The following is a 24,830-nucleotide window of genomic DNA, read 5'->3' as shown; positions in this document are numbered from 1 at the left end:
GTGAATTAAAAAAGGGCATCTGTTGATGCCCTCCGTATTTATCCAAAACGAACGTCGCGCCCGTGCGGTTCATCCAGGTCCTGCCACGGGCCAACGGAAATAATGCCCGTTGGGTTGATGGTTTTGTGGCTACGGAAGTAGTGGGTGCGAATATGGTCAAAATCGACCGTCTCCGCGATCCCTGGCATCTGGTAGATGTCGCGCAGGAAACCGTGCAGGTTCATGTAATCGCTGATGCGGTGTTTATCACACTTGAAGTGGGTGACGTAAACCGGGTCGAAGCGGATAAGCGTGGTCCAGAGGCGGATATCCGCTTCCGTCAGGCGATCGCCCGTTAAATAGCGGTGCTGGCCGAGGATCTGCTCCAGCCGTTCCAGGGATTCAAAGACTTTCCCGACCGCTTCGTCGTAGGCTTCCTGGCTGGTGGCGAAACCGGCCTTGTAGACGCCGTTGTTAACGTTGTCGTAAATCCAGCCGTTCAGCTCGTCAATTTTATCCCGCAGCTCGACCGGGTAATAATCTCCGGCGCGGGCACCGTGCGCGTCAAACGCGGTGTTAAACATGCGGATGATTTCCGCAGACTCATTGCTGACGATCGTCTGGTTTTTCTTGTCCCAGAGCACCGGCACCGTAACGCGTCCGGTGTAGTGCGGATCGGCGCGCAGGTAGAGCTGGTAAAGGAAATCGTGGTGATACAGGTCATCACCGGTCGCGGCGGGGAAATCGCTGTCGAACGTCCAGCCATTTTCCAGCATCAGTGGGTTGACCACCGAAACCGGAATCAAAGATTCGAGCCCTTTAAGCTTGCGCACAATCAGCGTGCGGTGTGCCCACGGGCAGGCGAGAGAAACGTACAGATGATAACGATCTTTCTCCGCCGCGAAGCCGCCTTCGCCGCTTGGGCCAGGCGCGCCGTCGGCGGTCAGCCAGTTACGGAAGGCCGAAACAGAGCGCTTGAAGCGTCCTCCGGTGGATTTAGTGTCATACCAGACATCCTGCCAGACGCCGTCTACGAGTTGTCCCATTTTTTCTCCTCCGTCAGATAGCAAAAGCGAGGAGATATCTCCTCGCTTTGGATTCAATCAGTATAGCGTGCTTACCACTTCTTATTCAGAAGGCGGTCGATGCTGTATGCGCCTGGACCTGTGATAGCCAGCAGCAGGAAGCCACCCGCGATGGTCAGGTTTTTCATGAACATCAGTGAGTTCACGCCTTCCGCAAAGTTGCTGTGGAACAGGAACGCGGTCAGCAGGGTAAAGCCTGCGGTAAACAGCGCAGTGGTGCGAGTCAGGAAGCCGAACAGAACCGCCAGGCCGCCGCCGAACTCAAGCAGAATAGTCAGTGGCAACAGGAACCCCGGAACGCCCATGGATTCCATATATTGCTGAGTACCCGCATATCCGGTGATTTTGCCCCAGCCTGCCACGATGAACAGAATTGGCATCAGAATACGTGCGACCAGTACACCAACATCTTCTAATTTTTTCATTTTACTCTCCAGGAAACCACATCAGCGGCTGAACATTATTTGTCTGCAATTCCGGGTAGATACCGCGGCTCTGCTGTCGATGGAGAGGATAATAAACGGGGCGGGTGGCAATTGTTAGCAAGGAAAACTGTCAATCTTCTTCAAAGATATTGAGTAAGGCCAGGTGCGCGCTGGTGCCCTCACCCCAACCCTTTCCCACGGGGAGAGGGCGAAAAAAAACGGTAACCAGGGTTACCGTTTTGCGTTTATCACCGCAGCTGCTGTTGTCGCAACGTCGCTTTCACCAGACGCCAGGCGCTCCAGGCACCAAAACCGCGTCGGGCCCAGCGGATGAGCATATTCGGATGACGAACCGTCCAGATAGCCATCACGCTGCTGCCGACCAGCGCCCATGAACGCAGGCTCAGGAAGGTATTCCAGCCACGGTCAAACCGTCGCGTCGCGTCGATCCAGTCACGGCGGCTGGCAGACAGATCCAGCCGTTGCTGCTGGATCTGACTTAACAGGTACGCTTTTCGCTTCTGACGTTCCGCTTTATCGCTCACGGCTTGTCATCCTCCAGCAGGGCGCGATCGTTAGCCAGCTCCTGGCGCGTGTGGCGCAGGAAAGTGGACTTGCGTGCTTTACGCAGTGTCCATATGCCGCCAATCAACGCCGCGACCAGCAGAACGACGGTCGTGGCAATCATCGCGTTGAGTCGATACTGCGGGTCAATGGCCCAGATGATTAACACCATCAGGCTCATCAGACCAAACGCGGCGAAGAGCATGGTCAGTCCGAGCATCAGCAGCATCTGGAAGAGGTTCGCTTTCTCCTCTTCCAGTTCGACCACTGCCAGCCGGACGCGCGTTTCGGCAATCCCGACCAGCGTCGTTAAAATACGCTGGCCGATGCCGAGGACGTTATTAGCAGGCCCTTGTGCGTGACGAGGATCTTCCATATCAACGACGCGTCAGCAGGACACCCAGTACCACACCTACTGCGGCACCAATTCCGACACCCGTCCATGGATTATCACGTACATATTCGTCCGCACGCGCAGCCGCTTCACGGGTCTGTTTCGCCAGCGCATCCCCGGTTTCACCCAGGCGGTAGCGGCTCTCTTTCAGCGCCTGCTCCGCTTTGCTGCGCAGTTTGCTCACTTCTTCTTTCGACTTATCGGCAGAGGAGTTCAGCACCTCTTCAAGGGTATCGGCCAGGGATTTCAGTTCAGCGCGCAGATGTTCAGACGTCGTATCTTTTGACATGATTCTCTCCTGTTGAGATTTCCGTTAACTCAATAATCGCGAGCTTCCAGCGCTTTCAGGTCGTCCTGCGCCTCTTTCAACTTCTTCTCGCGCTTAGCAATTTTTTCCGCATCCCCTTTCTCTTTCGCTTCCTGCAGGTCTTGACGGCGCTCGGCTATCTCGTCCTTTTGTTCAGCGATTTTCTTCTGGTGATCGGCACGCAGCTTGCTGTCTGAACAGTTCGCTTTCACTTCGCTCAGCGCTTTTTTAAGACCATCAACACGGTGCTGATTGTTATGCTTTTCGGCATAACCGATCTCACGCTGAATATCCTGTTCTTTCTCCTGACAGAGAGAGTTTGCGAAGGTCGCTGTGCTTAAAGATAAAAGGGCCAGAGCCAGGGTAATGCGGAATTTCATTATCGAAACCTTCCATTGTGTTGCGGGGTTAGCCGCTATCCAAAATTATGCGGAGTACATTCGAGGGGTGCTCCGCGTACTTAAGCATAGTAAGTAAACGGGGGATTCACCAAAGTGAGTGAAAAGATTCGGAATCCTGGAAGTTATCCGAACCGATGCGACGTATCGCGAATCAACGACAGCCATGCGGCCGGCGAGTTGTCGTCTTCCTGCTGGGCAATGATATATCCGTGCGGCAGCGTACGGTCAAGAACGGCTTTCGCGGCGGCGCTCTGCGCACGGGAATCAAACTTAATCAGTAAAACATCGTCCTGCGGGGTGATGCTTTTAAAGCGGATGCCGTTTGCATCCAGATGATGCCAGACAGAAAAACCGTCAGGCACACCGCCCCCCTGGTTTACCGGACGAATAGCCAGCGTAGCGTCCTGATGTGAAAGCGTGTTCCAGGCCAGCAGTATGGCGCTGAGCATCACCAGTGCAATAAAGGCACAGGCAAAGCGGCGCATGGCGAGCGGTGAGATAACCATCGTTAACCTCGCGCTCCGTATTTTTTCTTCCACAGGACAACCAGCGAGCCAATCAGGCCGAAGACCAGCAGAACAACAGGCAGCAGCATCAGGCAGGACATCAGCTGATCTTCATATTTCATGAAGACCGGCGTTTTACCCAGCGCATAGCCCAGCGTCGTCAGGATCAGAACCCATAACAGGCCGCTCATCCAGTTGAAGAACTGGAAGCGTGCGCTGCTCAACCCGGACAGCCCGGCAATGGTGGGCAGCAGGGTGCGTACAAAGGCGATAAAGCGGCCAATCAGCAGCGCGGAAAGCCCATGCTTATGAAACAGGTGGTGTGCCCGCTGGTGATAGTGCGCAGGCAGATGGGAAAGCCAGTTCTGTACTATTCGGGTATTGCCCAGCCATCTTCCCTGGATATAACTCACCCAGCAGCCAAGGCTGGCCGCGACGGTCAGTAATAAGATGGTCTGCGGGAACGCCATTGCGCCTTTGGCACACAGCACGCCGACAAGCACCAGCAAACTGTCACCCGGTAAGAAGGCCGCAGGCAGCAAACCATTCTCAAGGAACAGGATCATAAACAAGACAAAATAGAGCATGCCAATCATGGAAGGGTTGGCCAGCGTTTCAAAATCCTGCGCCCAAAGGGCATGCAGCAGTTGGGTCAAAAGTTCCATTCAGTGTTCCTGGAAATCGGTTAACGTCTCGCCTGTTATCCGGGACAAACAGCACGGCGACATTGTTGTGATTTCATTATGGTCGCTCGCGGACACATTGAGTTGTGGCCAACACTGTTCCCTGTTAATTGGCTGGTTAGCAAGCACTAACTTTCAAAATAACGAAGTGAATCCAATTGTAACAAAGCCCGACGTTCTGCGTCACAGAATTTGCAGGGTGAGGTGATTTTGGCGTAAGCCCTGAAAGTGAGCGAGGGATTTTACAAAGGCTGACACTATATATGTTTTGCTTACCCACTCAGGCGGGAAGGCGCAGCGATGCGCCTGCCGGCAGAAAGGTCACCTATTTTGCACCGCTCGGGGCCGTATCGAGGTGAACGACAGGATTATCAGCAAAAAGATAGCGGTCGGCGTTAAATTCGAAGTCGTCGCTGGTTTCATTGAACAGCATCTGCTTGGTGTTTTCCAGGTGCTGCCACATGGCCAGTTTCGCCGCGTGGGGATCTTTACGAATCAGCGCCTTAAGGATCTGGTCGTGATCGTCACACCAGTTGTCGACCGTGCGGGAATCGATGTGATCGTGCAGTTTTTTCCAGTAGGGGTTGTGAACGCGCTGAGTCCACATTTTCTCAACGATTGCCGCCAGCGCCGTATTCTGGGTGGCCAGGGCAACCTGAACGTGAAACTGCAGGTCCCACTCGGAATCACGGAAACATTTTTCCTTGCGGGCGTTTTCCTGGATCTCCATCAGCTTCATGATGTCCTGCTTGGTCACCTGCGTGGCGGCAAATTCGGCAATATTGCTTTCGATCAGCTGGCGAGCCTGGAGCAGCTCAAACGGGCCGTAGCTGGCGAATTCCAGACTTTCATCCGCTACCGGAGAGTGCTTAGGCTGATTAGAAATAACGTGAATGCCGGAACCTTTGCGTACCTCGACGTAGCCTTCCACTTCCAGCATGATAATCGCTTCGCGCACTACGGTGCGGCTCACACTTTTTTCATCCGCGATAAAGCGCTCGGCGGGAAGTTTATCACCGACAAGATAGACCCCTTGCTCGATGCGATCTTTCAGCTCAGCAGCAAGTTGTTGATATAAACGACGTGGTTCGGTGATTTCCATATGCGCTCCAGGCAGGGTACGGCAGATGATTTGTTATACCACTTTCACGGAATACTCTCCAGATTTTGCCATTAAAAAAGCCGCCCGCGGGCGGCTTCGGTGAAACGTATTTTCGCTAACTCTGCGTAGCCGGTTTCCCGAGGGACTCTTTCGCCAGCTCCTCTGCGGATTTACTTTTCAGCACCGTCCAGATAACCACCGCACCCATCAGGTCAAAGATTGCCAGCACCGCGAACAGTGGGCTGAAGCCGATGGTATCCGCCAGCGCGCCGACGACCAGCGCGAACATGGTACTTGCGGTCCACGCGGCCATCCCGGTCAGGCCGTTGGCGGTTGCCACTTCGTTACGACCAAAGACGTCAGAGGAGAGCGTAATCAGCGCGCCGGACAGCGACTGGTGCGCAAAACCACCGATGCACAGCAGCGCGATAGCGACGTAGGGGCTGGTGAACAGGCCAATCATGCCCGGGCCAATCATCAGCAGCGCGCCCATGGTCACCACCATCTTACGGGAAACAATCAGGTTCACCCCAAACCAGCGCTGGAACAGCGGCGGCAGGTAGCCGCCCACGATACAGCCCAGGTCAGCGAACAGCATCGGCATCCAGGCGAACATCGCGATCTCTTTCAGGTTAAAGCCATAGACCTTGAACATGAACAGCGGGATCCAGGCGTTGAAGGTCCCCCAGGCCGGTTCAGCCAGGAAGCGCGGCAGGGCGATACCCCAGAACTGACGGGTGCCCAGGATCTGCCAGACGGACATCTTCTTACCATTGTTGGTCTGATGTTGCGCTTCCTGACCACCAATAATGTATTCGCGTTCTTCTTCGGAGAGCTTTTTCTGATCGCGCGGGTGTTTATAGAAAACCAGCCACGCCATTGCCCACGCAAAGCTCAGCACGCCAGAGATGATGAACGCCATCTGCCAGCTGTGCATCACGATAGCCCACACCACCAGCGGCGGCGCAATCATCGCGCCGATGGACGAGCCTACGTTGAAGTAGCCGACCGCAATAGAACGCTCTTTTGCCGGGAACCACTCGGAGCTGGCTTTCAGCCCCGCCGGGATCATCGCCGCTTCCGCTGCCCCTACCGCGCCACGGGCCAGCGCCAGACCGCCCCAGCTGCCTGCCAGCGCGGTTGCGCCGCAGAACACCGCCCAGGCGATGGCGAAGAAGGCATATCCGATTTTGGTACCGAGAATATCCAGAACATAGCCAGCGACTGGCTGCATGATGGTGTATGCCGCGGAATAGGCGGCAATGATGTAAGAGTATTGCTGCGTGGAGATATGCAGCTCTTCCATCAACGTCGGCGCCGCGGCTGCCACGGTGTTACGCGTCAGGTAGCCCAGCACGGTGCCCAGTGTCACCAGCGCGATCATATACCAACGTAACCCTTTAATTTTACGCATCTAAAACCTCATCGTTATGTTATTTCCGCGCCAGAGCACGGCAACCTCTCAACCGTTTCCGGGAGCAGCTGTGTAACGGGAGGGGCATAACCGGGAGAATGTCCCGGAACGGCCCGAACCTTGCCATAAGTAAGCGTGCATAAGTTGGTATCCGTACCGTTAAACCCGATGTTTCTCACACCGGTAATGCATTCCGTCGGCTGAATGTTTGCGACGGCGAAAAGATAACTTGTCATACAACTTTAAAAGGTGAGTGACATCACAAATGTATGATCCTTTGTAGGGTCATTATTCGTTGCGGGTGAAGCCAGTATCGACGCGGCCTGTAGAGTGATTTACTCCAATTTGGGTAATTTATTTGTCGACGTTTATTGATCTCACTCACGAAAAAAACGTCGGCGGGTGGAAATTGGTGTGATAACTTTGCAGCATATGAACATACGCTTTCTGACGCTCCCGTAATGAGGAAGACGATAATGACGCCGTTTATGACCGAAGATTTTCTCTTAGATACCGAATTTGCTCGCCGCCTGTACCACGACTACGCAAAAGACCAGCCGATTTTCGACTACCACTGCCACTTACCGCCGCAGCAGGTTGCCGAAAATTACCGTTTCAAAAACCTGTATGACATCTGGCTGAAGGGTGACCACTATAAATGGCGTGCGATGCGTACCAACGGTGTGGCTGAGCGCCTGTGTACCGGCGACGCGACCGATCGCGAGAAGTTTGATGCCTGGGCAGCGACCGTTCCGCACACCATCGGTAACCCGCTTTACCACTGGACGCACCTCGAACTGCGCCGTCCGTTTGGCATCACTGGCAAGTTGCTTTCACCCGCCACGGCGGATGAGATCTGGGACCAGTGCAATGCGCTGCTGGCGCAGGATAACTTCTCCGCGCGCGGCATCATGAAGCAGATGAACGTGAAGATGGTTGGCACCACTGACGATCCGATTGACTCCCTGGAACATCATGCTGTTGTCGCCGAAGACACCTCTTTTGACATCAAAGTGCTGCCAAGCTGGCGCCCGGACAAAGCCTTCAACATCGAACAGGCCACCTTCAACGACTACATGACGAAGCTGGCGGAAGTGTCCGATACCGATATTCGTCGTTTCGCTGACCTGCAAACCGCGCTGACTAAACGCCTGGATCACTTCGCGGCGCACGGCTGTAAAGTTTCCGACCACGCGCTGGACGTGGTGCTCTTTGCGGAATCAAACGAAGCCGAACTGGACAGCATCCTGGCGCGTCGTCTGTCCGGTGAATCGCTTAGCCAGCATGAAGTGGCGCAGTTCAAAACGGCGGTGCTGGTGTTCCTCGGTGCGGAATACGCCCGTCGCGGCTGGGTACAGCAGTACCACATCGGCGCGCTGCGCAATAACAACCAGCGCCAGTTCAAACTGCTGGGCGCGGACGTGGGCTTCGACTCCATCAACGACCGTCCGCTGGCGGAAGAGCTGTCCAGACTGCTGAGCAAACAGAACGAACAGAACCTGCTGCCGAAAACCATTCTGTACTGCCTGAACCCGCGCGATAACGAAGTGCTGGGCACCATGGTCGGCAACTTCCAGGGCGAAGGGATGCCGGGCAAGATGCAGTTCGGCTCCGGCTGGTGGTTCAACGATCAGAAAGACGGCATGGAGCGGCAGATGACGCAGCTGGCGCAGCTGGGTCTGCTGAGCCGCTTTGTCGGCATGCTGACCGACAGCCGCAGCTTCCTCTCTTACACGCGCCACGAATACTTCCGCCGCATTCTGTGCCAGATGATTGGCCGCTGGGTGCATGCGGGTGAAGCGCCAGCGGATCTCCAGCTGCTGGGCGACATGGTGAGAAACATCTGCTTTAACAATGCGCGTGACTACTTCGCCATTGAACTGAACTAAGGCCGTCTGAGGTTGATATGCAATACATCAAAATCCATTCGCTGGATAACGTCGCCGTCGCGCTGGCAGATTTAACCGAAGGCACGGAAGTGACCTTTGACAACCAGTTGGTCACGTTACGCCAGGCCATTGGACGTGGACACAAGTTTGCCTTGTTCCCCATTGCAAAGGGGGAGAACGTGGTGAAGTACGGTTTGCCCATCGGACATGCGCTGGCGGATATTGCGCCGGGTGAATATATTCATTCCCACAACGCGCGCACGAATCTGAGCGATCTGGACGAGTACAGCTATCAACCTGATTTACCCGAAGAAAATGTGCAGGCGGCGGATCGTGAAGTGCAGATCTACCGCCGCGCTAATGGTGAGGTGGGGATCCGCAACGAGCTGTGGATCCTGCCGACCGTCGGCTGCGTCAACGGCATTGCGCGTCAAATTCAGACGCGTTTCCTGAAAGAGACCAACAATGCCGAAGGCACCGACGGCGTGCATCTGTTCAGCCACACCTACGGCTGCTCGCAGCTGGGCGATGACCACATCAATACCCGCACCATGCTGCAAAACATGGTGCGCCACCCGAACGCGGGCGCGGTGCTGGTGATCGGCCTCGGCTGCGAAAACAACCAGGTGGATGCCTTCCGCGACACGTTGGGCGAATTCGCTCCTGAGCGCGTGCACTTCATGGTGTGCCAGCATCAGGACGACGAAGTGGAGGCGGGCGTTGAGCTGCTGCACCAGCTTTATGAGGTGATGCGCCACGACAGGCGCGAGCCGGGCAGGCTGAGCGAGCTGAAGTTTGGGCTGGAGTGCGGTGGGTCTGACGGCCTTTCCGGGATCACCGCCAACCCGATGCTGGGCCGCTTCTCGGATTACGTGATCGCCAACGGCGGTACGACGGTGCTGACCGAAGTGCCGGAAATGTTCGGCGCGGAGCGCATTCTGATGAGCCACTGCCGCGACGAAGAGACGTTTGAGAAGACCGTTACCATGGTGAATGACTTCAAACAGTACTTCATCGCCCACAATCAGCCGATTTATGAAAACCCGTCGCCGGGTAATAAGGCGGGTGGGATCACCACGCTGGAGGAGAAATCCCTCGGCTGCACCCAGAAAGCGGGCGCCAGCCAGGTGGTGGATGTTCTGCGCTACGGCGAACGCCTGAAAACCCACGGTCTGAACCTGCTGAGCGCACCGGGTAACGATGCGGTCGCCACCAGCGCGCTGGCAGGGGCGGGCTGTCATATGGTGCTGTTCAGCACCGGTCGCGGTACGCCATACGGCGGTTTTGTGCCGACGGTCAAAATCGCCACCAACAGCGAGCTGGCGGCGAAGAAAAAACACTGGATCGACTTTGATGCGGGCCAGCTGATCCACGGCAAAGCGATGCCGCAGCTGCTGACGGAGTTCGTGGACACTATCGTGGAGTTTGCTAACGGCAGGCAGACCTGCAATGAGAAGAACGACTTCCGCGAGCTGGCGATCTTTAAGAGTGGTGTGACGCTTTAATCGGTGCGGCCTGATGCCCTCTCCCACGGGGAGAGGGTACAAACACTAAAAACGGCAACCTCAGGGTTGCCGTTTTGCTGTTAACCTCGCAGGGCATTCTTCGCTAAACGCGCGTCTTCCGCCTGACAGGCCGCTGCGGTGAACAGCACGTCGGTTGAGGAGTTCAGCGCGGTTTCACAGGAGTCCTGCAGCACGCCGATGATGAAGCCGACGGCCACAACCTGCATCGCAATCTCGTTCGGGATGCCAAACATATTGCACGCCAGCGGGATCAGCAGCAGCGAACCGCCCGCCACGCCGGATGCGCCGCAGGCACACAGCGACGCCACCACGCTCAACAGCAGCGCCGTTGGCAGATCAACAGGAATACCCAGCGTATGCACCGCCGCCAGGGTCAGCACGGTGATAGTAATAGCGGCGCCCGCCATGTTCACGGTCGCGCCCAGCGGGATCGACACGGAGTAGGTATCGCGGTCCAGGTTCAGCTTCTCTGCCAGCGCCATGTTAACCGGAATGTTCGCCGCAGAGCTGCGGGTGAAGAAGGCATACACGCCGCTCTCGCGCAGGCAGGTCAGCACCAGCGGATACGGGTTGCGGCGGATCTGCCAGAACACTAGCAGCGGGTTGATCACCAGCGCCACCAGCAGCATACAGCCGACCAGAACAACCAGCAGCTGCGCGTAGCCCCACAGCGCGTCGAAACCGGTGGTCGCCAGCGTGGAAGAGACCAGCCCGAAAATACCGACTGGCGCAAAGCGAATCACCAGCTTCACCATAAAGGTGACGGCGTTCGACATATCATTCACCAGGTTTTTCGTGGTTTCGTTGCCGTGACGCAGCGCGAAGCCCAGTCCAATCGCCCAGACCAGGATGCCAATGTAGTTTCCGCTCATCAGCGCGGTGATGGGGTTAGAAACCATGCTCATCAGCAGGCCGCGAAGGACTTCGACAATGCCGGACGGCGGCGTTATATCACCGGCCGCGCTGGTCAGGTGCAGTGTGGACGGGAACAGGAAGCTGAACACAACGGCCGTTAAGGCCGCAGAGAAGGTTCCCAGCAGATACAGGAACAGAATTGGGCGAATGTTGGTTTTTTGTCCGTGCTGGTGGTTGGCAATCGACGCCATCACCAGCATCAGCACCAGTACCGGTGCGACGGCCTTCAGCGCGCCAACGAAAAGGGTGCCGAGCAGCCCCGTGGCTTCCGCGGCAGGTTTTGACACCATCGCCAGCAGAATACCCAGTACCAACCCGACCAGAATTTGTTTTACAAGGCTGCCCTGCGCCAGGCGCGCGAACAGACCGCGTGATTGTGTGCTCATACGTTATTCCTGAGTGAAATTGCGTTCCATCCTGGATGTGCTCTAAGTCACATTTGTGTCCGGATGTAAGTATTTGTTTGCCTGGTTGAGTATCAGGGAAAGGAGCGAAAGGCGGAAGCGTAAAATGCTGGATTTTACGTGTTGCGTCATGTTTTTTAACTATTGGTTAACGAAAATGCCGGGTGGCGCTGCGCTTACCCGGCCTGCATTGCATTTCCCCCTCTCCCTGTGGGCTGAGGGATCCCCAGTAATTTTTAAGCAGAAGCAATAATGCTGTTTCAGAACGATTTAAGGCTTTCAGCGATGCTATGGTCCGGCTGTAAATCGCTGAGGCGTTTCCGTAAGGCCGGGGCGAGGCGCACGGATGCGCCGAGAGGGCGTGGCCTGCAGGGATGCAGGCTCATGCCCGACCCGATAGCCTGAAGGAATAAGCTGAGGGCACCGCGAAGCGGCGATTTACCGCCGGGAGCCCGGGTCGCCAGGGCGGTGGCGATTGAGCCGCCCTGGCACGTTCACCGGCCATGTCCTTACAGAGTAGCAAGGAACATAAAGTGAACGAAATGACCACCAGAGCCGTATGTTCCCCCTCACCCTAACCCTCTCCCCAAAGGGGCGAGGGGATTGTTCACTGCTCGCATTAATTTGTGGAGATCCCTCAGCCCTGTGGGAGAGGGTCGGGATGAGAGCATCAGCCCGCACCGAACGTTTTACTCCACCTGCTGCTTCTTATCGTGCTGGCGGTTAACCCAGGTATTGATAAGCAGCGTCACCAGCAGAATGCCGAACACCACGCCAAGCGAGATAGCGATTGGGATGTGGTAGAAATCGACGATCAGCATCTTGATACCGATAAACACCAGGATCACCGACAGGCCGTACTTCAGCATCGAGAAGCGCTCCGCCGCGCCTGCCAGCAGGAAGTACATGGCACGCAGACCGAGGATCGCAAACAGGTTAGAAGTCAGCACGATGAACGGGTCGGTGGTCACCGCGAAGATTGCCGGGATGCTGTCTACGGCGAAAATCACGTCGCTCAGCTCGACCAGAATCAGCACCAGCAGCAGCGGGGTAGCAAACAGCAGGCCGTTCTTACGCACGAAGAAGTGCTCGCTCTCGATCTTGTCGGTCATGCGCAGATGGCCGCGGATCCACTTCACCAGCGGCTTATCGCCGATACCGGTATCGTCTTCTTTCGCCAGCGCCATTTTGACCCCGGTGAACAGCAGGAACGCGCCGAACACGTACAGCAGCCATTCGAACTGGGTAATCAGCCAGCTGCCGGCGAAGATCATGATGGTACGCAGGACAATGGCACCCAGCACGCCGTATACCAGCACGCGGCGCTGCAGGGCCGCAGGCACGGCAAAGTAGCTGAACAGCATCAGCCAGACGAAGACGTTATCAACCGCCAGGGCTTTTTCAATCAGATAGCCGGTGAGGAAGGCGAGCGCCTGAGGATCGGCCACCGCACGGCCTTCGGTCGAGGCCAGATACCACCAGAAGGCGGCGCAGAAAAGGAGTGAGAGGCTAACCCACACCAGCGACCAGACGGCGGCCTGCTTGACGCTCATGCCGTGCTCGCCGCGACGACCCTGCAAAAAGAGGTCGATCGCCAGCATGATGAGCACGACAACCGCGAATCCGCCCCACAGCATTGGAGTGCCGACAGAATGCATACTATTTTCCTTACACATAAAAAACAAAAACGGCTATGGTCAGAAGACGATAGCCGTTAGCTTTTTATGCATAGACCTCGCCTCCCGGCAAGGTCTCACTTACAACCACGAAGGTTGCCCGGCGACCGGATGCGGTTTTGCACGCATCGTAATGACGATCCACCGGCGAAGAAGTTACTCCCCTTTGCAGGTAACAAAATATGTCAGACCATTGGTTTCGTCAATGGTCTGCGCCGTTTCATTACACACCTTTACGCGATAGCTTCCGCGCTCACGCCGTCTGCCGGGAACACCACGCCGGTCTGGCGGCGGATCTCCGTTTGCAGCTTCGCCGTGGTGCGGCTAACCGCGATGCCAGGGTGATTCACTTCGTTGTCTTCCACCAGACGCGCGAAGACCTCTGCCTCATAGAGCATAGTGTTAATATGCTGAGGCTGCGTCAGCTCCTGCGCTTTCCCGCCGCGCGGCACAAAGCTCACCTTCTGGCATTCGGAGATTTTCTCGATGACCAGTGACCCGGCTTCGCCCTGAATTTCGCTCGGCAACACGGAATCGCTCACCTTGGAGTGCTGCAGGGTGACGCTAAAATCACCGTAATCCAGCACCACCAAACCGTGCGCATCCACGCCGCTCTCCAGCAGGCTGGCGGTGGCCGTGACGCCGTGCGGCTCGCCCCACAGCGCGACCGCAGAGGCCAGGCAGTAAAAACCAATGTCCATGATGGAGCCGTTTGAGAAGGCCGGATTAAAGGTATTCGGGTTTTCGCCGTCGAGATAGCGCTGATAGCGCGACGAATACTGGCAGTAGTTGATAAAGGCTTTACGCACTTTGCCAATTTTCGGCAGGGACTGCTGCAGCAGCAGGAAATTCGGCAGGCTTGCGGTTTTGAATGCTTCGAACAGCACCACCTGATTTTCGCGGGCAAGCGCAATGGCCGCTTCCACTTCCTCAATATTCGAGGCCAGCGGCTTCTCGCAGATCACATGCTTTTTATGGCTGAGAAACAGCGCCGTTTGCGGGAAGTGCAAGGAGTTCGGGCTGGCGATATAGACCGCGTCAATGGCGTCGCTTTGCGCCATCTCATCAAGGGAGGTAAAGAGATGTTCGACGAGGTAGTCGTTAGCAAAACTCTGCGCCTGCTCAAGGCTGCGGGAGTAAACTGCGGTGAGTTTAAGTTTGCCGGTTTCGTGGGCGGCGTCGACGAACTGGCGCGTGATCCAGTTCGTACCAATGACTGCGAAACGTATCATAAACGTTTACGTACTCCGTAGCGGGGAACCTTAAGCCACTTTAGCACGGGATTATTGCAAAACCAGTGCGCTATTCCGCATTACCATTTAACGATAAATGCGTAAGCCACAAACGGGTGTCAAACTCCAGCTGATGGTACTGCGGCTCCATGTGGCAGCACAGGGAATAGAACGCTTTGTCGTGCTCTTTCTCTTTCAGATGCGCCAGCTCATGGACCACGATCATCCGCAGAAAGGCTTCCGGCGCGTTACGGAAAACCGTCGCGACGCGGATTTCGGCCTTCGCCTTCAGCTTGCCGCCCTGCACGCGGGAAATCGCAGTGTGCAGGCCGAGCGCGTTTTTTAGCACGTGGATCTTATTGTCGTACATCACCTTGTTAATCGGCGGCGCGCTCTTCAGATAACGGCTTTTCAGATCCTGCGTATACTGCCAGAGGGCCTTATCGGTCGCGAAATCGTGCGTGCCGGGATAGCGTTTTTCCAGTACCGCGCCGAGCTTTTGCTCGGCAATCAGGGTGCGAACCTGAGAAAGTAAATGCTCCGGGTAGCCCTGGAGATAAGTTAGTTGGTTCATCAACGCCCCAAATCGACAATAAAACGGGTATACTCACGCACCCTTTTCAGGGATACGCCAAATTTTACCATTCAGGAGGGCCGATGAGCCACTTAGACAACGGTTTCCGTTCACTCAACCTTAAACGTTTCCCGGAAACGGACGACGTTAACCCGCTTCAGGCGTGGGAAGCGGCGGATGAATATCTGCTGCAGCAGTTGGATGAGACTGAAATCCGCGGCCCGGTTTTGATCCTGAATGACGCGTTTGGCGCGCTCGGCTGCGCCCTTGCGGAGCACACGCCTTACAGCATCGGCGATTCCTACTTAAGCGAGCTGGCAACGCGTGAAAACCTGCGCCATAACGACCTCGACGAGTCCAGCGTGAAGTTCCTCGACAGCACCGCGGACTACCCGCAGGCACCGGGCGTGGTTCTGATTAAAGTGCCAAAAACCATGGCGCTGCTGGAGCAGCAGCTGCGCGCGCTGCGTAAGGTCGTGACGCCGGAAACCCGCATCATCGCGGGTGCCAAAGCGCGCGATATTCACACCTCGACGCTGGAGCTGTTCGAGAAGGTCCTTGGCCCAACCACCACGACACTAGCCTGGAAAAAAGCGCGCCTGATCAACTGCACATTCAGCGCACCGGAGCTGGCCGACGCGCCGGAGACGCTGAGCTGGAAGCTGGAAGGGACCGACTGGACCATCCACAACCATGCGAACGTTTTCTCCCGCACCGGTCTGGATATCGGGGCGCGTTTCTTTATGGAGCACCTGCCAGAAAACCTGGAAGGGGAAATCGTCGATCTGGGCTGCGGCAACGGCGTAATTGGCCTGACGCTGCTGGCGAAAAACCCGGAAGCCAGCGTGGTGTTCAGCGACGAGTCGCCGATGGCGGTGGCCTCCAGCCGTCTGAACGTTGAAAGCAACATGCCGGAAGCGGTGGATCGCTGCGAGTTTATGATCAACAACGCGCTCTCCGGCGTAGAGCCTTTCCGCTTTAATGCGGTGTTCTGCAACCCGCCGTTCCACCAGAAGCATGCCCTGACGGATAACGTCGCGTGGGAGATGTTCCACCACGCGCGCCGCTGCCTGAAAATCAACGGCGAGCTGTACATCGTGGCGAACCGCCACCTGGACTACTTCCACAAGCTGAAGAAGATTTTCGGCAACTGCGTCACCATTGCCACCAATAACAAATTCGTGGTGCTGAAATCGGTGAAGCTGGGACGTCGTCGCTAAATAACCAGCGCAAGCTGGGTGCCCTGCGCAATGGCTCGCCGCGCATCCAGCTCCATCGCCAAGTCGCACCCGCCGATCAAATGCACCGTTTTACCCGCCTCGCGCAGCGGATCGGCCAGATCCCGCTTTGGCTCCTGCCCGGCGCACAAAATGACATGATCCACGCGCAGCAGCTGCGGCTCGCCGCCGATCGTGACGTGCAGACCCTCGTCGTCAATCTTCTGGTAGCTCACCGCCGGGATCATCTTCACCCCGCGCGAGAGCAGGGTGGCGCGGTGGATCCAGCCCGTGGTTTTGCCCAGCCCTTCGCCCGGCTTGCTGGCCTTACGCTGGAGCATCACGATCTGGCGCGGGCTTTTCGGCAGCTGCGGCCCTTCCGGGCGTAATCCGCCGGACTGGCTCAGGCTGGTATCAATGCCCCATTCTACGCAAAACTCGGCAATGTTCTGGCTGGTGGCCTCGCCCGGCTGGCTTAAATACATGGCGGTATCAAAGCCAATGCCGCCGCAGCCGATAATCGCCACCTTCTCGCCAACCGGCGTTTTGTCTCGCAATACATCCAGATAGCTCAATACCTTCGGATGATCGATACCTTCGATCGCAGGCGTTCGCGGTACGATCCCGCTCGCCAGGATCACCTCGTCAAAACCGATCAGATCCGCCGCATTTACAAACTGGTTAAGCCGCAGCTCGACGCCCGTCAGCTCGATCATCCGGCGGTAGTAGCGCAGTGTTTCATAGAACTCTTCTTTGCCGGGGATCTGTTTGGCGATATTAAACTGACCGCCAATCTCCGCCAGCGCATCAAACAGCGTCACGCTGTGCCCGCGCGAAGCGGCGTTCACCGCAAACGCCAGCCCTGCGGGGCCAGCGCCCACAACGGCCAGGCGTTTTTTATTGACCGCCGGAACCACCGGCATTTTGGTTTCATGACAGGCGCGCGGGTTAACCAGACAGGAGGTGACCTTTCCGACGAAGATCTGATCCAGACAGGCCTGGTTACAGCCGATGCAGGTGTTGATCTCATCCGCCCGGCCGCTTTGTGCTTTAGACAGCAGTTCGGCATCCGCGAGGAACGGCCGCGCCATCGACACCATATCGGCGTCGCCGCGTGAAATCACATCGTCCGCCACCTGCGGGTCGTTAATGCGGTTAGTGGTGACCAGCGGAACGGACACTTTACCTTTCAGCTTCCGCGTCACCCAGCTGAACGCCGCACGCGGCACCGGCGTGGCGATGGTCGGGATGCGCGCCTCGTGCCAGCCGATGCCTGTGTTGATAATCGTGGCACCTGCTGCTTCAATCGCCTGCGCCAGCTGCACGGTTTCGTCGAACGTGCCACCGCCCTCTACCAGGTCGAGCATCGACAGGCGGAAGATGATAATATAGTCTGCGCCCGCGCGTTCGCGCACCGCGCGCACCACCTCCACGGCAAAGCGCATCCGGCGGGCATAGTCGCCGCCCCATTCGTCGTCGCGCTGGTTGGTGCGGGCGGCGAGGAACTCGTTGATCAGGTAGCCTTCTGAACCCATCACCTCAACGCCGTCGTAGCCCGCCTCGCGCGCCAGCGCCGCGCAGCGGGCGAAGTCGTCGATTAGCGCCAGGATCTCGTCGTGGGTCAGGGCATGAGGTTTAAAACGGTTAATCGGCGCCTGAAGAGCCGACGGCGCGACCAGGTTCGGCTGATAGCTGTAGCGTCCGGTGTGCAGGATTTGCAGGGCGATTTTACCGCCCTCGCGGTGTACCGCGTCGGTCACAATGCGGTGGTGCGGCAGCTGTGACGCATCGTTCAGGACCGCGCCGCCCTCCATGCCCACGCCGGAAGGCGCAGGGGCCACGCCGCCGGTGACAATCAGCGCCACCCCGTGGCGGGCGCGCTCGGCATAGAAGGCTGCCAGACGCTCGGCCCCGTCCGGATGCTCCTCCAGCCCGGTGTGCATCGACCCCATCAACACGCGGTTTTTGAGTGTGGTGAACCCCAGATCGAGAGGGGCGAATAACGACGGGTAGCGGCTCATAGTCTCTTCCAGTGTAAAATTATTGTTATGTGGTCGGATGAGTTACTAATTTAGCCAGCGGGGAGTAAAAGGGAAAAGGGGAATGCGGTGATTGTGATGGGATTCAAATAATGCCCCTCACCCTAACCCTCTCCCCGGAGGGGAGAGGGGACTGTCCGGCGCGGTCTTAAAGAATCAGCTCGATCTGGTTTTTTCCCTCTCCCCTTTGGGGAGAGGGGCAGGGTGAGGGGTGTGGGTTTTTACTAACCCCGGAGCCTGCCACATCGACGTCGTCAGCCCGCTGTCCACCAACCCAAGCTGGTCCGCGTACACCGCCTGCCATTTCTGCATCATGCCGTCGTACAGCTCGCGATGCTGCGGGTTTGGCGTGAACTCGCGGCTCCACTTCACCAGCCGTTCGCCCGTCGAGGCCATATCCGCAAACAGCCCCGCGCCAGCCCCTGCCGCTATCGCGCAGCCGAGCGCCGTCGCCTCTTTCACTTCCGGCACGCGCACCGGCAGCCCGGTGACGTCGCTTAAGATCTGGCTCCACAGGGCGCCTTTGGAACCGCCGCCTGCAAACACCAGGCTCTCAAATGTCACGCCGGAGAAGCGAGAGATCTGCGCCAGGTTGCAGGCCGAGACGATCGCCGCGTTCTCTTCAAGGGCACGGAACAGCGTCGCTTTGTTGCACTTTTCCGGGTCGATGGAGAGGTTGATAAACGACGGCGCGGCGTGGTACCACTGCTTGAAATGCATCGCGTCGGAGAAGATCGGCATCACCCCGTGGGAGCCCGCCGGTACGCGGCTCGCCATCTCTTCCAGCAGGGAATAGGTGTCCATCCCCATCCGCTCGGCAATCAGCTTCTCCTCCGCGCAGAAGGCGTCGCGGAACCAGCGCATGGTCAGCCCGGTAAAGAAGCTGATCGACTCCGCCTGCGCCATGCCGGGAATCACGTGCGGGTTCACGCGGATGTTCATCTCGGGGTCGGTGCGCACCTGCGGCAGGTTCACCACCTGCTGCCAGAAGGTGCCGCCCAGCACCGCGGTTTGCCCGGCGCGAACTACGCCCAGCCCCAGACAGCCCAACTGCACGTCGCCGCCGCCCATCACCACCGGGGTGCCCTCGCGCAGGCCGCTCTGCTGCGCGGCCTCTCTGGTGACAGCGCCCAGCACGGTGCCGGTCTCTTTCACCGGGGAGAGGATATCGGCGCGCAGGCCGGCCATGTCGAGCAGAGCCGGACGCCAGTCGCGGGAGAAGAGATCCAGCATGCCCGTCGTGCCCGCGTTAGACGGGTCGACCGCCAGCTCGCCGGAGAGCTTCGCCGCCAGCCAGTCGCTGATCATGGTGATAGTCGCGGCCTTGCGATAAATATCCGGACGGTGGTGCGCCAGCCACAGCAGGCGCGGCATGGCGCTCAGCGCCAGCGTTTGCCCTGAGACGTCATACACTTCGGATTCAAAACGGTAATCGTGGATCTCTTTGAGTTCGGCCACCTCGCGGCTGGCGCGGGCGTCGACGTTGGCGCAGGCCCAGATGGCCTCGCCGTTGCGGTCGTACAGCACGATCCCTTCGCGCATCGAGCAGCAGGCGACGGACTGAATGTCCGCCGCGCTCAGGCGCGCACGCTCCAGCGCCTGATGAATGCACCGGCAGGCCAGCTGCCAGTTGGTTTCGAGGTCGAACTCCATCGACCCCGGCACGTTCTCCACGCTCAGGTGCTTCCACTCGGCCTGGCCGACGGCAATCTGGTTGCCCTTTAAATCGAAAATCACGGCGCGAACGCTGCCTGTCCCTGCATCTAACGCTAAAAGGTAACTCATGAGCTTGCCTCGTTGTTAGCGCAGGGCAACCCCGTTACGTCAGGGCCAGCACCGCGCGGGCTGTCGTCTCCTCCGTCACCAGGCCATTGATACGGCGGCCCTTCAGTGCGGCATAAATCGCATCGGCTTTCTCTTCCCCTCCGGCCACGCCAACGATGGTGGGCAGCTGCGCCAGTTCATCGAGCGTGACGCCCAGTAATTCTTTATGGATCTCCAGCTCCTCAACGCATTCGCCCTCGGCATTGAGGAAATAGCCGAGAATATCGCCGACCGCGCCTTTGCGGGCATACATCAGCTGTTCACCTTCGCTGATATAGCCGGAGCGCAGTATGGTGGCGTCACGGCGCTGGTTCACCGAACCAATGCCGACCACCGCCACGTCGGCGGCGGTGGCGGCGAGGATCACGTCCCGCACGCTGGTCTCGCGTTTTAAGATCCCGGCCACCTCGGCGGATGACACGCGAAGCGGGGCGGGGATCATGCTGACGCTGCAGGCCGCGTCCAGCTGGCCGATGCCGGTCATATACGGCCCGACGCCGCCGGAGAGCGTCACCAGGCGGATCTGCTGCGAGCTGATAAAGCCGCTCAGGTGCTGCAGGCTGCTCATGGTGGTTTCACCAAACCCCACCGCCAGCAGCTGGCCGGGCTCCAGCACGCCCATCAAGGACTGCGCCGCGCCTATGCCCAGCCGCACGTTCATCGGCGGCGTATTTAACGCGGGCATCACGCGCACCAGCTTCAGGCCAAAGCGCTGCTGTAGCTCGGTCTCCAGCGACAGGCAGCCCTCGTAGCGGGAGTTGATCTGCACGCGGATCACCCCGGACTGCCGGCCCTTCTCCAGCAGGCGGGAGATCTTCAAACGCGGCAGCCCGAGCCGCTCGCCGATGTCGTTCTGGGTTAATCCGTCGTGGTAGTAGCACCAGGCCACGCGCGCCACGAGTTCCTCTTCCGCCAGTGCCAGCCCGGCAAACCGTCCTTCTTCCGCAGTGCGTTTATCGCTCATAGTTGAACTCTTATAAAAATTTAGATCATATGTTCGTGATGGCGCGGAGGGAAAGTGTGAGCCACGCGACAAAACGGATCATTTCGATCGTTTCTGGTTTATCTGTATCTCAATCGATAAAACTGTGATCCCTGCACGGTTGTAAATATAGTTCACCGTCTACGCTTTTGAACATTATTAAATCTAAAAATCATTTGTTCAATAGCGGAGCGATGATGACCTCACTTCTCGACGCGCGGAATATCAGCAAGCAGTTCTCAGGCGTGCCGGTTCTTAAAGGCATTGATTTCACGCTGCTTGAGGGGCAGGTACACGCGCTGATGGGCGGAAACGGCGCGGGAAAATCGACGCTGATGAAGATCATCGCCGGGGTCGAAACGCCGGACAGCGGTGAACTTTCTGTCGAGGGGCAGTCATATGCGCGGCTCACGCCCGTACAGGCGCACAGGTTAGGCATTTATCTGGTGCCGCAGGAGCCGCTGCTGTTCCCCAACCTGACGGTGCGGGAAAACATCCTGTTCCGCCTGCCGCGTGAGCGCGATCTGGAAAAGCGGCTGGCGGAGAAACTCCAGCAGCTGCAGTGCCAGCTTAACCTTGATGCCGCCGCCAGCACCCTGGAGGTGGCGGATCAGCAGATGGTGGAGATCCTGCGCGGGCTGATGCGCAACGCGAGGATCCTGATCCTCGACGAACCTACGGCCTCCCTCACACCCGGCGAAACCGAACGGCTGTTTCGCCAGATCCGCGCCCTGCAGGATCTTGGCGTCGGGATCGTCTTTATCTCGCACAAGCTGCCGGAAATTCGCATGCTTTCGAGCCACGTCTCGGTGATGCGCGACGGTGCGGTGGTGCTGAGCGGCGAAACCGCGCAGTTTGACGATGGCGCCCTGATCGCCGCCATGACGCCGGTCAGCCGGGAGAAATCTCTCAGCGATACGCAAAAGCTGTGGCTGGCGCTGCCGGGCAACCGCCGCACCCAGCCGCAGGATTTTCCGGTGCTGCGGGTGGAGGATCTTACCGGAGAAGGGTTTATCGATCTCAGCCTTGAGATCTACGCCGGGGAGATCGTCGGCCTGGCCGGGCTGGTGGGCTCCGGGCGCACCGAGTTTGCGGAAACGCTTTACGGCCTGCGGCCAGTACGCGGGGGCCGCGTCTGGCTGGAGAATCAGGATATTACAGGCGAGCCGGTAAGTTCACGTCTGGACAAAGGGCTGGTCTACCTGCCGGAAGACAGGCAGGTGTCCGGCCTGTTCCTCGACGCGCCGATCCGCTGGAACACGGTGGCGCTGAACGAGCCGTCTCTCTGGCAGCAGCGCAAGCGGGAGTCGGCGGTGGTGGAGCGCTACCACCGGGCGCTGGGGATCAAGCTCAACCATGCGGATCAAACCGTGCGCACGCTCTCTGGCGGAAACCAGCAGAAGGTACTGCTGGCGCGCTGTCTCGAGGCCAACCCTTTACTGCTGATCGTCGATGAACCGACGCGCGGTGTGGACGTCTCGGCGCGCGCCGACATCTACCAGCTCATTAAAAGCGTGGCGGCGCAGAACGTGGCGGTGCTGATGATCTCAAGCGATCTCGACGAGTTTCCGGGCCTCGCGGATCGCGTGCTGGTGATGCATCAGGGGGTACTCAGCGGCGAGCTGCCGCGCCACGCCGTCAGCCTCGACAAGATGATGGCGCTGGCGTTTGGAGGACAATCATGAAGACCTTACTCAAAAACCGCGAGCTGAGCGCATTTCTCGCCATTCTGGCGCTGTTCGCCGTGCTGGTGGCGCTGAACCCGTCCTACCTGAGTTTACAGACGCTGGGGATGATCTTCGCCAGCTCGCAGATCCTGATCCTGCTGGCCATCGGTGCCGCGCTGGTGATGCTGACGCGCAATATCGACGTGTCCGTCGGCTCCATCGTCGGGCTGTCCGCCATTGCCGTCGGCGTGGCGCTGAATAGCGGCTACAGCCTGCCGGTTTCCATTCTTTTCGCGTTGTCGACTGGCGCGCTGGCCGGGGCGTTTAACGGGTTTCTGGTGGTGGGGCTGCGCATCCCGGCGATTGTCGCCACCCTCGGTACGCTGGGGCTGTACCGCGGGGCGATGCTGCTCTGGACCGGCGGAAAGTGGATTGAAGGGCTGCCGCCGGGGCTGAAATCCCTCTCTGAGCCAGCCGCCATCGGCATTTCGCCGCTCGGCATGCTGGTATTGATCGTCGCGGCCGCGGGCGCGTGGACGCTGTCGCGTACCGCGTTCGGGCGTGATTTTTACGCGGTGGGGGATAACCTCGCCGCCGCGCGCCAACTGGGCGTGGCGGTGAACCGCACCCGCATGATCGCCTTTACCCTGAACGGCATGCTGGCGGCATGCGCCGGGATCGTCTTTGCCGCGCAGATTGGCTTTGTACCCAACCAGACCGGCAGCGGGCTGGAGATGAAGGCCATCGCCGCCTGCGTGCTCGGCGGCATTTCGCTGCTGGGCGGCACGGGCACGCTGGTTGGCGCGCTGCTCGGGGCCTTCTTCCTGACCCAAATCGACACCGTGCTGGTGCTGTTCAGGCTCCCGGCGTGGTGGAACGACTTTATCGCCGGGCTGGTGCTGCTGGGCGTGCTGGTGCTCGACGGGCGCCTGCGCCAGGCGCTGGCGCGTCATCAGCGGGCGCTGAAGTACGGTCGCTTCCAGCCGGGTAACAAAGGGGGAAAGCATGTCACCCCGTTTCCCAAACGCAAAAAAGAGGTGGCGTAAATGAGGCTTAACTGGGAAAGCGCGCTGCTGATTTTACTGGTGCTGGAGATCCTGCTCTTTGGCGCCATCAACCCGCGCATGCTCGACGTCAACATGCTGCTGTTCAGCACCAGCGACTTTATCTGCATCGGCATCGTGGCGCTGCCGCTCACGCTTGTGATCATCAGCGGCGGGATCGACATCTCCCTCGGCTCGACCATCGGCCTGTGCGCCATCGCGCTGGGCGTGATGATGCAGGCGGGGTGGCCGATGGCGGTCGCTGTTCCGCTGACGCTGCTGCTCGGCCTGCTGTGCGGATTATTTAATGCCGCGCTTATTCACTACACCGGCATCAGCCCGCTGGTTATCACCCTCGGCACGCTCTACCTCTACGGCGGCGGCGCGCTGCTGCTCTCCGGCATGGCGGGGGCGACGGGCTATGAGGGCATCGGCGGCTTCCCGGACAGCTTCACGGCGTTCGCTAACCTCACGGTGCTGGGTCTGCCGATCCCGCTGGTGCTGTTCGCGGTGATTACCGCCTTCTTCTGGCTGATTACCCACCGGGGGCGCTTTGGCCGACATCTGTTTTTAATCGGCCAGAACCCGCGCGCGGCGCGCTATGCGGCGCTGTCGGTGAACGGCATGCCCTACGCGCTGTACGGTCTGGTGGGCGTGGCCTCGGCGATTGCCGCGCTGGTGATGGTCTCCTATTTCGGCTCTGCGCGTTCGGATCTGGGGCGCGATTTGCTCATGCCCGCGCTGACCGCCGCCGTGCTCGGCGGGGCCAATATCTATGGCGGTTCAGGTTCGGTTGTCGGTACGGCGCTGGCGGCGCTGCTGGTGGGCTACCTGCAGCAAGGTTTACAGATGGTCGGCATCCCTAACCAGGTGTCGAGCGCGCTGTCAGGGGCGCTGCTGGTTGTGGTGGTGATGGGACGTTCGCTGAGTCTGCACCGCGAGTGGGTGCGTTCTCTCTTCAGAAAACTATCCGGAGCGTAAG

23 protein-coding genes are annotated in these 24,830 nt (G+C 58.5%); 6 read left to right on the top strand and 17 right to left on the bottom strand.

The genetic code is table 11. From position 1 onward, the window contains the following. Nucleotides 1–38 precede the first annotated feature (38 nt). From AC4ICF_RS20110 to AC4ICF_RS20065, 10 genes are all read right to left on the bottom strand, one after another. Entirely contained in the window at nucleotides 39–1,025 is a 987-nt protein-coding gene (locus AC4ICF_RS20110) for a glutathione S-transferase family protein (RefSeq protein WP_116342199.1), read from the bottom strand. Nucleotides 1,026–1,096: 71 nt separating this feature from the next. Continuing rightward, nucleotides 1,097–1,489: a DoxX family protein gene (locus tag AC4ICF_RS20105; protein WP_116342196.1), complete on the bottom strand. Its 393-nt coding sequence runs from the start codon at nucleotides 1,487–1,489 to the stop codon at nucleotides 1,097–1,099. Between the two features lie 248 nt (nucleotides 1,490–1,737). After that, complete coding sequence (locus tag AC4ICF_RS20100) at nucleotides 1,738–2,034, bottom strand: YqjK-like family protein (protein WP_014885330.1); 297 nt, start codon at nucleotides 2,032–2,034, stop codon at nucleotides 1,738–1,740. Next, nucleotides 2,031–2,429, bottom strand: a complete 399-nt coding sequence (locus tag AC4ICF_RS20095) for a phage holin family protein (protein WP_014885329.1) — start codon at nucleotides 2,427–2,429, stop codon at nucleotides 2,031–2,033. The genes AC4ICF_RS20100 and AC4ICF_RS20095 overlap by 4 nt, the downstream gene beginning before the upstream one ends. 1 nt (nucleotide 2,430) lies before the next feature. Continuing rightward, nucleotides 2,431–2,736: an ElaB/YgaM/YqjD family protein gene (locus AC4ICF_RS20090; RefSeq protein WP_008503141.1), complete on the bottom strand. Its 306-nt coding sequence runs from the start codon at nucleotides 2,734–2,736 to the stop codon at nucleotides 2,431–2,433. A gap of 29 nt (nucleotides 2,737–2,765) precedes the next feature. Then, entirely contained in the window at nucleotides 2,766–3,134 is a 369-nt protein-coding gene (locus AC4ICF_RS20085) for a DUF1090 domain-containing protein (protein WP_116342194.1), read from the bottom strand. A 143-nt stretch (nucleotides 3,135–3,277) separates the two neighbouring features. Next, nucleotides 3,278–3,661 (bottom strand): EnvZ/OmpR regulon moderator MzrA, encoded by a 384-nt coding sequence (mzrA, locus tag AC4ICF_RS20080; RefSeq protein ID WP_116342191.1) that lies wholly within the window; start codon nucleotides 3,659–3,661, stop codon nucleotides 3,278–3,280. 2 nt (nucleotides 3,662–3,663) lie between these two features. Beyond that, nucleotides 3,664–4,326 carry a DedA family general envelope maintenance protein YqjA gene (gene yqjA, locus AC4ICF_RS20075; protein ID WP_008503144.1) on the bottom strand — a complete coding sequence of 221 codons (663 nt, stop codon included), beginning with the start codon at nucleotides 4,324–4,326 and terminating at the stop codon, nucleotides 3,664–3,666. Nucleotides 4,327–4,669: 343 nt separating this feature from the next. Next, a complete protein-coding gene (exuR, locus tag AC4ICF_RS20070) occupies nucleotides 4,670–5,446 on the bottom strand; it encodes a transcriptional regulator ExuR (protein WP_028014506.1) in 777 nt (258 codons plus the stop codon). A gap of 115 nt (nucleotides 5,447–5,561) precedes the next feature. Next, nucleotides 5,562–6,860 (bottom strand): MFS transporter, encoded by a 1,299-nt coding sequence (locus AC4ICF_RS20065; protein WP_116342188.1) that lies wholly within the window; start codon nucleotides 6,858–6,860, stop codon nucleotides 5,562–5,564. Between the two features lie 476 nt (nucleotides 6,861–7,336). Here AC4ICF_RS20065 and uxaC point away from each other — a divergent pair, with 476 nt between their 5' ends. Together uxaC and AC4ICF_RS20055 are read left to right on the top strand one after the other, a co-directional pair. Further along, nucleotides 7,337–8,749, top strand: a complete 1,413-nt coding sequence (gene uxaC / locus AC4ICF_RS20060; RefSeq protein ID WP_439209956.1) for a glucuronate isomerase — start codon at nucleotides 7,337–7,339, stop codon at nucleotides 8,747–8,749. A 17-nt stretch (nucleotides 8,750–8,766) separates the two neighbouring features. Beyond that, complete coding sequence (locus AC4ICF_RS20055; RefSeq protein WP_316379879.1) at nucleotides 8,767–10,254, top strand: UxaA family hydrolase; 1,488 nt, start codon at nucleotides 8,767–8,769, stop codon at nucleotides 10,252–10,254. A gap of 80 nt (nucleotides 10,255–10,334) precedes the next feature. On the opposite strand, the gene sstT is transcribed toward AC4ICF_RS20055, so the two are convergent. From sstT to AC4ICF_RS20035, 4 genes are all read right to left on the bottom strand, one after another. After that, on the bottom strand, nucleotides 10,335–11,576 hold the full coding sequence (sstT, locus tag AC4ICF_RS20050) for a serine/threonine transporter SstT (protein WP_116342182.1): 1,242 nt from the start codon (nucleotides 11,574–11,576) through the stop codon (nucleotides 10,335–10,337). Nucleotides 11,577–12,283: 707 nt separating this feature from the next. Further along, the gene (locus AC4ICF_RS20045) at nucleotides 12,284–13,252 is read right to left on the bottom strand and encodes a TerC family protein (RefSeq protein ID WP_116342180.1); all 969 of its coding nucleotides are present in this window, start codon (nucleotides 13,250–13,252) and stop codon (nucleotides 12,284–12,286) included. Nucleotides 13,253–13,503: 251 nt separating this feature from the next. After that, nucleotides 13,504–14,502, bottom strand: coding sequence for a Gfo/Idh/MocA family protein (locus tag AC4ICF_RS20040; protein WP_316379880.1), 999 nt, complete (start codon nucleotides 14,500–14,502; stop codon nucleotides 13,504–13,506). Nucleotides 14,503–14,572: 70 nt separating this feature from the next. Further along, nucleotides 14,573–15,076: a YgjP-like metallopeptidase domain-containing protein gene (locus AC4ICF_RS20035; RefSeq protein ID WP_233002746.1), complete on the bottom strand. Its 504-nt coding sequence runs from the start codon at nucleotides 15,074–15,076 to the stop codon at nucleotides 14,573–14,575. Nucleotides 15,077–15,159: 83 nt separating this feature from the next. Between AC4ICF_RS20035 and rlmG the strand changes: the two genes are divergently transcribed. Further along, nucleotides 15,160–16,296 (top strand): 23S rRNA (guanine(1835)-N(2))-methyltransferase RlmG, encoded by a 1,137-nt coding sequence (gene rlmG / locus AC4ICF_RS20030; RefSeq protein WP_316379881.1) that lies wholly within the window; start codon nucleotides 15,160–15,162, stop codon nucleotides 16,294–16,296. On the opposite strand, the gene AC4ICF_RS20025 is transcribed toward rlmG, so the two are convergent. The 3 genes from AC4ICF_RS20025 to lsrR all read right to left on the bottom strand — a co-directional run bounded on the left by AC4ICF_RS20025 (nucleotide 16,293) and on the right by lsrR (nucleotide 21,120). Next, the gene (locus tag AC4ICF_RS20025; protein ID WP_316379882.1) at nucleotides 16,293–18,314 is read right to left on the bottom strand and encodes an oxidoreductase; all 2,022 of its coding nucleotides are present in this window, start codon (nucleotides 18,312–18,314) and stop codon (nucleotides 16,293–16,295) included. The genes rlmG and AC4ICF_RS20025 overlap by 4 nt on opposite strands. A gap of 174 nt (nucleotides 18,315–18,488) precedes the next feature. Beyond that, the gene (lsrK, locus tag AC4ICF_RS20020) at nucleotides 18,489–20,117 is read right to left on the bottom strand and encodes an autoinducer-2 kinase (RefSeq protein WP_316379883.1); all 1,629 of its coding nucleotides are present in this window, start codon (nucleotides 20,115–20,117) and stop codon (nucleotides 18,489–18,491) included. Nucleotides 20,118–20,151: 34 nt separating this feature from the next. Beyond that, nucleotides 20,152–21,120: a transcriptional regulator LsrR gene (lsrR, locus tag AC4ICF_RS20015; protein ID WP_023309277.1), complete on the bottom strand. Its 969-nt coding sequence runs from the start codon at nucleotides 21,118–21,120 to the stop codon at nucleotides 20,152–20,154. Between the two features lie 215 nt (nucleotides 21,121–21,335). Between lsrR and lsrA the strand changes: the two genes are divergently transcribed. Genes lsrA through lsrD form a run of 3 tightly spaced genes read left to right on the top strand, consistent with a single transcriptional unit; the run spans nucleotide 21,336 to nucleotide 24,829 of the window. Continuing rightward, nucleotides 21,336–22,823 (top strand): autoinducer 2 ABC transporter ATP-binding protein LsrA, encoded by a 1,488-nt coding sequence (lsrA, locus tag AC4ICF_RS20010; protein WP_316379975.1) that lies wholly within the window; start codon nucleotides 21,336–21,338, stop codon nucleotides 22,821–22,823. After that, a complete protein-coding gene (gene lsrC / locus AC4ICF_RS20005; RefSeq protein ID WP_116342164.1) occupies nucleotides 22,820–23,851 on the top strand; it encodes an autoinducer 2 ABC transporter permease LsrC in 1,032 nt (343 codons plus the stop codon). The genes lsrA and lsrC overlap by 4 nt, the downstream gene beginning before the upstream one ends. After that, nucleotides 23,852–24,829, top strand: coding sequence for an autoinducer 2 ABC transporter permease LsrD (gene lsrD, locus AC4ICF_RS20000; RefSeq protein ID WP_116342161.1), 978 nt, complete (start codon nucleotides 23,852–23,854; stop codon nucleotides 24,827–24,829). The last annotated feature ends 1 nt before the right edge of the window (nucleotide 24,830 follow it).

This window comes from Enterobacter sp. ECC_219_Taxon_10 (assembly GCF_058354905.1).
This window is presented reverse-complemented; position numbering and strand designations above follow the sequence as displayed.